Source organism: Burkholderia sp. APQ4-4ca (assembly GCF_057837105.1).
Map to the genome: position 1 here is coordinate 1 of NZ_JBYQCG010000129.1, position 9,971 is coordinate 9,971.

Sequence of the window (9,971 nt, forward strand, 5' to 3'; positions counted from 1 at the left end):
ACGGACATCCGAAAGCATTCGTTTCGGGTATCGTCCACCTCTCACACCCGCATTCCACATGACCGCACATGAAAACAGTACCGGCCCGGCCGATATCGGCCCCTTCGACGCGATGAGCCGATTTCGCGTGACGTACGACGGGCCCGCGCTCGAATCGTCCGAGATGGACGTGCGCGAACTCGCGCCCGCGCTGCTGGCGTTCGGCGATTTGCTCGACGCGTCGACGCGCGCACTATGCGGCGATCAGGTCCGGCCGCAGGTCAACGTGCGCGGCAGCTTCAAGACCGGCAGCTTCGGCATCGACTTCACACTCGCGACCTCGCTGCTCGGCCGCATGCGCGACATGCTGAGCGGCAACGAAGGCACGGCGCTCGCCAATGCGGTCACGATCCTGACCGCCCTCGGCATCGCAGCACCCAAGGCGAGGAAAGGGCTTTTCGCCGTCCTCAAATGGCTGCGCGGGCGCGAGATCACGCACGTGCGGATGCAGGGCCGCACCGCGGTGCTGGACGTCGATGGCGACACACTCGAAATCGACCTGCCCGTGCTCACGCTGCTACGCGACGTCCGCGTTCGCCGTGCAACCGCGCAAGTGCTCGCGCCGCTCGCGCGCGAAGGCATCGAGATTTTTGCGGTCGGTACCGATACCGAGGTGTACGAGATGGTCGCCCGCAACGAGATCGCATGGTTTCATGCGCCGGAGCCAACCGATGCGCTCCTGCTCGATGAGCATCGCAAGATGGCGTTCTCGATCGTGTCGCTCGCGTTCAAGGACGACAACAAGTGGCGGCTGCACGACGGAACGGCGACGATTCACGCGACGATCACCGATGCCGGCTTCCTGTCGCGCGTGAACAACAGCCAGATTAGTTTCAGCAAGGGAGACCTCCTCTTGTGCAATGTCCGTGTGCAGCAGTGGCAAACTTCGGACGGCGCAAAAACCGAGTATGAGGTCACGGATGTCCTCGAACATCGCGCGGCTGGCCTGCAGATTCAGTTGCCGGGCCTGTGATCCACGTCGCAGCCTCGCGCCCGACACAACCGCTCACTACTCATGAAACCCGCGATCCATCTGCGTGCCGCGTCTCAGGAAGACCTCTCCTTCCTGCTGACGCTCCGTCGACTGACGATGACCGAGCACCTGCAGCGCGTCGGCGCGCCGATCGACGATGAAGCGCACGACCGGCGCATCCGCGCGCACTTCGACGACGCGATGATCGTCTGCGAAGGCACCGCGGCCATCGGCCTGCTGAAGGTGACGCGCGCCGCAGGCGAATGGCACGTCCACCAGATCCAGATCCTCCCCGCGCACCAGGGCCGCGGCATCGGCGAGGCCGTGCTGAACGCGTTGCTGACCGACGCGGCACGCGCGCACGTGCCGGTGTCGCTCAGCGTGCTGCACGGCAATCCGGCGCGGCGGCTCTACGAACGGCTCGGCTTCCGCGTCGCGTCGGAAACCGACACCAGCGTGAACATGATCTGGCGCGCGTGACGCGCGGCGATTCGACGCTTTCGCATTACTGCGTGATCTTCGCGTCCTTCAGCAGATTGCCGATCATCTGCGCGCTCGCCTTCTCGGTCGCGATCGCCTGCAACTGCTGCTGAAGCGTCGGCTTCGCGGTTTCGAAACCCGGCACCTGCGTCGGCCGCTTCGCATCCAGCTTCACGATCGCCCGCACGCCGTCGACCGGAATCGAATCCTTCGTCACCGCGCCGACCGGCAGTTTCTCGAGCGCCTGCGCGACCGGCAGCGGCAACCCGGCCGTCTTGCCTTCCGCGGCCGGCGTGTTGAAGCTCACCCACGGCAGCTCGCCGCCGGTATCGCGGCTCGGCGCCAGGCTGTACTGGCGCGCCAGCCCGTCGAACGACTTGCCCGCTTTCAGCTCGCTCAGCACGGTCGCCGCCGCGACCGAATCCTTGACGACGATCACGCGCGGCTTGTACTCGTTCTTGCCAAGCGACGCGACGAGTTCGTCGTAGCGCGCCTTGACCTGCTCGTCGGTGACCGGCTCCGGCTTCACGTTGTCGCGCAAGTACAGCTGCACCTCGGCCGTCGCCTTCGCCTGCTGCATCGCCGCCTTGACCTCGGGCTTGTCCGCGTAGTTGGCCTTCTCGGCCGCCTGCTGCACCAGCACGCGCGTGATCAGCTGATTCTTGATCGCCTGCCGGATCTGCGGCGAATCGGGTTGCCCGGACGCGCGCAGCAGCGTATCGACGTCGGCCTGCGTGATCGGCGTGCCGTTGACGGTCGCGACGGTCGCGGCCGTCTGCGCGTGAACAGCGCCGCTCAGTGCGCCGGCCAGCGCGACGATCGTCAACAGGCGGTTCGGTGTCGTTTTCATCTTCATCGTTGGGTCGCTTCGAGCATAAGAAACGCGGCTGGGGGCAGCCGCGCCCGTTCATCGTGCACGCCCGCATACCGTCTGCGGGAGCCGCCGCCATTGTGCACGGAACCGCATTTCCACGTCGGGAGGTTCGGAAACGTGCCCGGCATGGCGCGTGCCCGCACGGTGCGCGCGGTTCATTGCATGCGCGTTGCGCAACAATCCCGCGGAAACGCATCGATTGCGCTCACGATTGCTTTCACGACTTCGCGAGTACGGCCGCTGCCCGTGGCGGCCGAACGTTCAAACCGTCAGGGCGTCCACCGGTACACGGTGATGCTGTTCCCCTTCACGTTGTTCTTCACCACCACGTACTCGCCGTTCGAGCGACGGTACGCGCGAATGCTGTACATCGCATCGATCGCGCTGCTGGTATCGACGGTCGCGGGGCTCGCGTTGACGAGCGTCGTGTCGAGATTGCCGGTGGTGAGGTTGAACGCGTCGACGTTCGGCCACAGCGGCCCGCTGCTGCTGAACCAGTAGCCGACGAACAGGTGGTTGCCCGCCGCGTCGATCGATTTCGCGCCGCTGTGCGGCAGCGTGATCACCGGGTCCGGCTTCGTCGTATTGCCCGCGCGCCAGCCGTGATACACCTCGATGCGCGTGCCGATCGACGTCCAGTCGTTGCTGCCGAGCGCGCCCTGCGCGAGCACCATCGTGTCGCTGTCCGCGAGATAGACGATGCGCGTGAGCGGCTGGATGCTGGCCGGAATGCGGGTCGCGACGCCTGCCCCCCACGACGGCTTGCCGTTCGCGTCGAAGCCGGTCAGCGGGTAATGCGTGATCGCGCCGGTCTTGTCGAGCCCAGCCCATATGCCGCCCTGGCTGTCGACGCTGAAGCCGCCCGTCACGCGCTGCGTCGTGTTGAACGCGGGGCCCGGAAGCGAGCCGTCCGGGATCGCGATGTAGCCGTTCGCCGCATTGAAATGATAGAAGTAGAAAACCGGCGGATTCTGGCCGGCCGCGACGAGAATCCGGTTCGCGCCGACCGACGTGAGCAACCCGAAGTGTTCGTCACGCTGCGTGTCGCTCATGTTGATGCGCGGGTCCGACGGATACGTGAATGGATCGACGGTGTTGGCGACGAACTTGCCGCCCGCGCTGCCGCTGTAGATGTGCGTGCCGCCGTAGAACATTGCGCCGTCCGTGACCGGGTCCGGCGCGGCGATGCCTTCGAAGTTCAGCGACTGCAGCGTCCAGCGCAGGTTGCCGCTGCTGCCGTACGCATGAATGTCGGTCGCGCCGTTGCGGCCGAGATCCCAGCTGCCGCCCCACGGATTGTTGAGCACATAGAGGTTGCCGCCGGTGTCCTTGCCGATCCCGACGATGCGCGTGAAGCGTTGCGCGCCGACCTGCCCCTTGATGCCCGTCGTCGTGTCGAGATAGCCGCCCCGCACGCCGAACGTGCCGGCCAGCGCGGGCCGGCCCGAAATCGAATAACGCTTGATGTTCTGGTCGGGGCCTTCGTCGCCCACCAGCAGTTGCCCGGCCGCCGTATCGACATACAGCGCCGACGGGTGCGAACCGGCCGGCATCCGGATCGTGTTCAGCAACGCGCCGGCCGGGCTGAACCCGACGATCGAGCCGGCACTCTTCTGCGCGACCCACACGTTGCCCGCGCCGTCCACCGCGAGCGCGCCCGGCGCCGACACGGCGATGTCCCGCTGCCACACGCCATCGGTCGTGAACACGCGCACGCGATTACCGTAGAAGTCGCTCGCATAAAGCAGCGAGCCGGCCGTCGCGAGCCCGGTGACGACGTCGATGCGCGGCTGGTTGGTCGCCGCGCTGATCTGGATCACGAGGTCGCGATACTTCGTCGCGCGGTTGTAGCGCCCCACCGCGCCGCTACCGTACGTCTTGCCCGGCTGCAGCGCGACGAACAGCGACGTTGCATTGCCGCTGATCGCGCTGCCCTGGAATTCCGCATGCGCGCCGATCGAGCCGAGGCTCTTGCCGTTCTGGTAGATCGCGACGCCGCCTTCATCCTCGTCCCACATCGACGCCGTGTAGATCACGCCTTCGGGCGCGACCCACATCGCGCGCGCGACGTTGCCGACGTGCGCCGCGAGCGTGCCGTACGTGTTCGCGATCCAGTCGGTGGTGTTGGCTGCGTGAGCGGCCGGCGCGAGCGCGGCGATCGCCGCGGCGACGACCGCAGCCTGGATGCGTTTTCTGGCGACCATGACGGAGGCTCTCCTGAATCGGGTAGTCGTTCACACGAGGGATCGGCCGGCCAGATGGCGTGAAGTCCGCGAGATGTAAATTCTTCCCCGAATCATCCGGCGCGGTCGGTATGACGTACGGCATGCGCTCACTGATGCGCAGGGCGAGAATAGCGTTATATAAATCGAAAAAAATTGCGGATCGCCCACGCTTGCCGCGAGTGCGACCGTGCGTCAGTGAATGGTCACTTCCGCGCCGGATCGGGAATCGGGAGAATCCGGCTGCTGCCTGTGGAAATATCGCCGTCAATTCGACGTCGATCAATGGAAACGGCGAATGCCATTTCTGAAACATCGGGAAAAACCACTGCGCCAAACAAATCGCCGGCCGGAATCCGTATCGAATCCGGGCCGGCGAATAGCATTTGCCGCGGTCAGGCAATGCGGTGTTGCGCCGCCGCATTGCCGCATATCATGCCGACGTTTCGCGCACCTTCACTTCGGCTACCTGCGCGCCGCCGTCCGAATCGTCGTCGTCGCGGGGCGCGTCGAGTTGCCCTTCCCACTTCGCGACCACGGCCGCCGCGATCGAGTTGCCGACCGCGTTGGTGGCCGAGCGCCCCATGTCGAGGAACATGTCGACGCCCATGATCAGCAGCAACCCGGCTTCCGGCAAATTGAACTGGTTGAGCGTCGCCGCGATCACGACCAGCGACGCGCGCGGTACGCCCGCCATCCCCTTCGACGTCACCATCAGCATCAGCAGCATCGTGATCTGCGTGCCGAGCGGCAGATGGATCCCGTACACCTGCGCGATGAACAGCACCGCGAACGTGCAGTACATCATCGAGCCGTCGAGATTGAACGAATAGCCGATCGGCAGCACGAAGCTCGAGATCTTGCGGTTCACGCCGAAGCGGTCGAGCGCGTCCAGCAGCTTCGGATAAGCGGCCTCGGAGCTGGCCGTCGCGAACGACAGCAGGAACGGCTCGCGGATCAGCCGGAGCAGCGTGAACGCGCGCTTGCCGAGGAACGTCACGCCGGCGAGCGTCAGCACGGCCCACAGCAGCGCGAGCGCCAGATAGAAGCTCGCCATGAACTTCGCGAACGTGAGCAGGATGCCGAGCCCTTCGGTCGTGATCGTCGACGCCAGCGCCGCGAACACCGCGACCGGCGCGAACCCCATCACCGCGCCCGTCACCTTCAGCATCACCTGCGCGAGATCGTCGATCACGCCGGTCAGGCGCTTGCCCGGTTCGCCGAGCGCGGACAGCGCGGTGCCGAAGAAGATCGAGAACACGACGATCTGCAGGATTTCGTTGTTCGCCATTGCCTCGGCGATCGACTTCGGCACCAGGTGCACGACAAAATCCTTCAGCGTGAACGCACCGGTCTTCAGGTTGAGCGCCGCATCGGACGGCGGCAGCGGCAGGCTCAGGTGGCTGCCCGGCTGCAGGATCGTCGCGGTCAATAGGCCGAGCAGCAGCGACGTGAACGATGCGATGAAGAACCAGCCGAACGCCTTGACGCCCACGCGGCCCACCGCGCCGCCGTCGCCCATCTGCGCGATGCCGACGGTCAGCGTCGCGAACACCAGCGGCGCGATGATCATCTTGATCAGACGCAGGAACACGTCGGACAGCAGCGACACGTAGCCGGCGACTTCCTTCGCCATCTTCGGGTCGGGCAACGCGCTGTGGCAGGCGTAACCCACGGCGATACCAAGCATCATCGCGACAACGATGTACTTGGTAATGTTGTGCTTCTTCTTCATTAGTGATCCAAATTACAAGGCGTATGTTGCTAACGGCGGGCCAATCATTCACGTCCGGCTGAGAATCGAAACCTGTGTCTCCATGCGGACGACTTGTCCGCTTCAAGCAGTCGCCAGGGTGGACAAGGGGGGGCATTCTAACGCAAATGGTGCACCGGCTTTCAAATCTGAAAGCCCCGCGCGTTGATTTGCGTCCTGATGTCGTCGGGAAAGCGGCGGTGTCGCGGCCCGGCCCGCTTCCCGTGCGGCCGGATGCCGGGGAATGTCGGCGGATCCGGTAGGGAGCGGCTTGCCCGGAAAGGCGCGGCGAGCGGACGAATGCGTCAACGCGGCGCGCGCCGGCCGGGGCCGGCGTCAGGCATCCCGGTCAGTTCACCGGCCGCGATGTCGGCAGCCAACGCCGCCCGTCCTTGCCGAGGATGCGGTTGAAGACCGACGTATCACGCTCGACCTCGACCGCAATGATCGCGTCGATCATCTCGCGCTTGTCGGCGAAATACCGAAACACCGCGCCCGCGCTCATGTCGGCCGCCGCACGGGGTGGGGGCCGTGAGGCTGTGGTTCAAGTGCTTGAAAGGGTGCGTTGGGGCGGGCTGAAGGACTCGGTGAAGACCGTGTCGATCAGATCGGACCAGGCCAGGCTCACGAACGAGAAGCCCGTGCCGCCCGCCCAGCCGGCCACGCGAGACGCGGGCGCGCCTGCTGGATGCCGCCTTTGTACTCATGGCGCAAAAGGGGATGGAAGGCGTCGCGATCAATGAAATTACGGAAGCCGCGGACGTGGACCCTATGCCGGCAGCGCAGCGCGGGGCATGCAGGCTCATGACCTCACCGACGGCGGGCACCGGCGGAAGCCTCTTTGATTGTTCGACGCTCATTGGACGTTCGCGCTCGTCGGCCCGTTGTGGGCGCTCGGAGAAGATGCCTCGGGCCGCCTTGACGAAGCAGGGAAAACATCCGGAATCAATCCATCTGCCCGACCGCCGCCGCCGCCCCCTGCGCAAGCCGTCTTTTGACGCCCACGAACGCCAGACCGGCCACCGCGATGGAGCCACCATAGAACAGCAGCGCCGTCACGTCCGTGCCGAGCCGGGAGAACACGAACCCGACCGCCAGCATGCCCAATCCGAGGCCGGTGCGCTCGGCGACGTACGAGATACCGATCACGCGATCGCGTGACGCGGCGGGCGTCGACTGCAGGAGCGAATAGTAGATCGTCTCCGTGGCGGCGTCGAAAATGCCCGCCAGCAAGACGAAGCCCAACATGCCCGGCATGCCACGCACCTCGAAGACGCCGAGGAAGCACGCGAAGGTCAAGATCAGCAACACGATGAAATACGGCTCGAGCGGCTGGTGACGCGATTCGAGACGCTCCAGCAAGTGCGGCGTCACTGCCGCGGAAACGAGCCGTCCGACGCCCCACACAGCCATCAGCCAGCCATACAGAAACGCGGGCTGATTCGGATCGAACAGCTGCGACCTGATCGGGAAGCCGACATTGTGCGTACCGGAGCCGAACGCTTCGACGAAGCGCGCGCCGATCACGAGCATCACGATGACCGACAGATAACGCGCCGCGCGCGGCAGTGCGCCGGCCTCGGCCGCAGCGTGCGTCTCCTCGGCCGGTCGATGCCGGCGCGGCATGTTGCCCACCAGCATCAGAAATGCGATGGCGGAGATCGCGAACGTGATCGAATCGATCAGGAATACGCTCTTGTAGGCCAGGTACTGCGTGATCACCGATGCGAGCAGGCTGCCGCCGACCACCGACACCCCATCGGTCGCACTGAGGATCGCATTGAAACGATGCCGGCCCTCCTGCCCGACCATTTCCGGAACCTCGGACATGATGGACACCCGATAGATCCCCTGAAAAAGGCCGATGAAGAACGGCACGAAATAGATGAGCGACGCGTCGGCGGCACGCGACGACGTGGCCAGCACGCCGATCGCCAGTGCACTGCCCGCTTCCGCGGCGAAGATCAGGGTACGGCGGGAGAACCGGCTCAGCCGCGGCACCGCGGCGCCGCCCGCGACCGCGCCCAGCAGGCGCGACGCCATCGTCAAGCCGAGCAGCGCGGCGGAGCCCGTGACCTCGAGCGCGTAGGTCGCCAGAACGATGCTGATCATCGTCGAACTGATGTCGGAGATCGTCTTGAACGACAACCAGACGTACAACTGCGCCAACGAAGACGAAGCGCGTTTTTCTAGAACCAGCTCGGATTTCATGGCAGCTCATCTCGCCGAGGAAAAGGAAATCAGCAACATGTCCCGGAACGCGAGTTCGTCAGGGTTGGCTTGCTGAACGGCATTGGCACTGTGGTACAGCACGGCGTCGTTCACGACCACGGTATCGAGGAAATCCGTCAGCGGCCGTGCGAACAATGGAACAGTGGAAACTTTCGACGCATGGATCTCCGATACGACCGGCCGGATATTGTGACTGTCGATGAAATGCATGAAGACCCATTCCAATCCGTCCTGGTGAATCCCCGATGTGGTCGGACTGACCTCACCTTGTTCCGCAATGATCCGGAACAAATGTACATCGATCTTGTACTCCCGCCCCGCAACCAGCCGCTCCCCGAGGACGGCGATGTCGACGTCCAGCAACTGGCGGAGAATCGCACTTTCTATGAAGGAGTCCTCGGCATAGGTCAAGCGATTGACGCCCGGAACGTAGTCCACATCGTAGGTCGCGGTCGGCTCGAAATTCGTGTTCCGGTCAATTTTCAACGGTTGGCCCGGCTTGAAGCGATACAGCAGGAAGCGCCGTTCGCGTCGCGTGTAGCGCTTATAGTTCTCGTCGACGACAAGGCGCTCCCAGTGGCGCTTGAACGCAACGACCTCGTCGCCATCGCAGCGGATCACGCCGTGGAAGCGTGGTGCATGGCAATAGCCGTTGCGATTCAACTCGTCAATGACGGTATCGATGGACATCGTGTCTCCCGTGAGTCGGGCCATTCGTTCAGGAAACGATTTCCGGCTCGAGATCGCGAACGATCCGGTCATAGAGATCGATCGCATGATTGCGTCCATTCACTGCCGCCCAGCCCTTCAGCAGATAATTTTCCTCGATGTCCGCCCGGACCTCGCTACCGACCGGGCAGGCGACCTTGCATTCGATGATCGCCGGATCGCCGGCGACGGAATCGAGCCCGCGGATTCCGTTGAATGTTCCGCTCGCCTCTGGAAACAGCGCGAACATCGAGTAATGCTGACGCCCGTCCGCCGCGCGTTCGCAGGCGCTTCGCAGGCGTTCGTGCAGCCCGGAAGCCCGTGTCAGCATCCGCAGATAGAACTCGTACGGGTCGAGGCCCGCGATGTCCTTGAGCGCCGCGTTCACATACAGTCCGCCGAGCCGCGGATTGATCTCGATGACGATCGGGCCGGTCGGCGACAGACGGAACTCGAGGTGCACGATCGCGTTGCGCAGGCCGATCGCTTCGAGACAATCGATCGCATACCGATTGATCTCGGCAATCGCGGGCGCCGGAAAGGACACCGGCGGCGAGATCAACAGGTTTTCCAGCACCGTGCCGCGCTTCTCCGTCAGGATCAGTTTTTCGTTGATCAGCACCGGATAAACCTGATCGTCGACGATCACACATTCGACGCTGCCTTCGACGCCGTCGATGTACTGTTCAA

9 protein-coding genes and 1 pseudogene are annotated in these 9,971 nt (G+C 64.4%); 3 read left to right on the plus strand and 7 right to left on the minus strand.

Annotated elements, in window-relative coordinates:
- The first annotated feature begins 58 nt into the window (after positions 1 to 58).
- Together AC3IFE_RS16270 and AC3IFE_RS16275 are read left to right on the plus strand one after the other, a co-directional pair.
- Positions 59 to 1,012 carry an LAPAL motif-containing putative phage structural protein gene (locus AC3IFE_RS16270; protein ID WP_301737461.1) on the plus strand — a complete coding sequence of 318 codons (954 nt, stop codon included), beginning with the start codon at positions 59 to 61 and terminating at the stop codon, positions 1,010 to 1,012.
- Between the two features lie 42 nt (positions 1,013 to 1,054).
- Positions 1,055 to 1,492, plus strand: a complete 438-nt coding sequence (locus tag AC3IFE_RS16275) for a GNAT family N-acetyltransferase (protein WP_301737460.1) — start codon at positions 1,055 to 1,057, stop codon at positions 1,490 to 1,492.
- Positions 1,493 to 1,517: 25 nt separating this feature from the next.
- Here AC3IFE_RS16275 and AC3IFE_RS16280 read toward each other — a convergent pair whose 3' ends face one another.
- The 4 genes from AC3IFE_RS16280 to AC3IFE_RS16295 all read right to left on the minus strand — a co-directional run bounded on the left by AC3IFE_RS16280 (position 1,518) and on the right by AC3IFE_RS16295 (position 6,846).
- On the minus strand, positions 1,518 to 2,348 hold the full coding sequence (locus tag AC3IFE_RS16280; RefSeq protein ID WP_301737459.1) for a peptidylprolyl isomerase: 831 nt from the start codon (positions 2,346 to 2,348) through the stop codon (positions 1,518 to 1,520).
- 287 nt (positions 2,349 to 2,635) lie between these two features.
- Positions 2,636 to 4,570: an SMP-30/gluconolactonase/LRE family protein gene (locus AC3IFE_RS16285; protein ID WP_489191141.1), complete on the minus strand. Its 1,935-nt coding sequence runs from the start codon at positions 4,568 to 4,570 to the stop codon at positions 2,636 to 2,638.
- A 451-nt stretch (positions 4,571 to 5,021) separates the two neighbouring features.
- Complete coding sequence (locus AC3IFE_RS16290; RefSeq protein WP_489191142.1) at positions 5,022 to 6,323, minus strand: dicarboxylate/amino acid:cation symporter; 1,302 nt, start codon at positions 6,321 to 6,323, stop codon at positions 5,022 to 5,024.
- A 367-nt stretch (positions 6,324 to 6,690) separates the two neighbouring features.
- The gene (locus AC3IFE_RS16295) at positions 6,691 to 6,846 is read right to left on the minus strand and encodes a hypothetical protein (RefSeq protein ID WP_306427130.1); all 156 of its coding nucleotides are present in this window, start codon (positions 6,844 to 6,846) and stop codon (positions 6,691 to 6,693) included.
- Positions 6,847 to 6,995: 149 nt separating this feature from the next.
- Here AC3IFE_RS16295 and AC3IFE_RS16300 point away from each other — a divergent pair.
- Positions 6,996 to 7,106, plus strand: a pseudogene (locus AC3IFE_RS16300) (TetR family transcriptional regulator); the annotation flags it as partial.
- 180 nt (positions 7,107 to 7,286) lie between these two features.
- Here AC3IFE_RS16300 and AC3IFE_RS16305 read toward each other — a convergent pair.
- The 3 genes from AC3IFE_RS16305 to AC3IFE_RS16315 form a co-directional block, all read right to left on the minus strand.
- Positions 7,287 to 8,552, minus strand: a complete 1,266-nt coding sequence (locus AC3IFE_RS16305; protein WP_089468862.1) for an MFS transporter — start codon at positions 8,550 to 8,552, stop codon at positions 7,287 to 7,289.
- Between the two features lie 6 nt (positions 8,553 to 8,558).
- Complete coding sequence (locus AC3IFE_RS16310) at positions 8,559 to 9,263, minus strand: 2OG-Fe dioxygenase family protein (RefSeq protein ID WP_489191143.1); 705 nt, start codon at positions 9,261 to 9,263, stop codon at positions 8,559 to 8,561.
- 28 nt (positions 9,264 to 9,291) lie between these two features.
- Positions 9,292 to 9,971, minus strand: a 680-nt coding sequence (locus tag AC3IFE_RS16315) for an ATP-grasp domain-containing protein (protein ID WP_489191144.1), incomplete at its 5' end; no start/stop codon positions are given.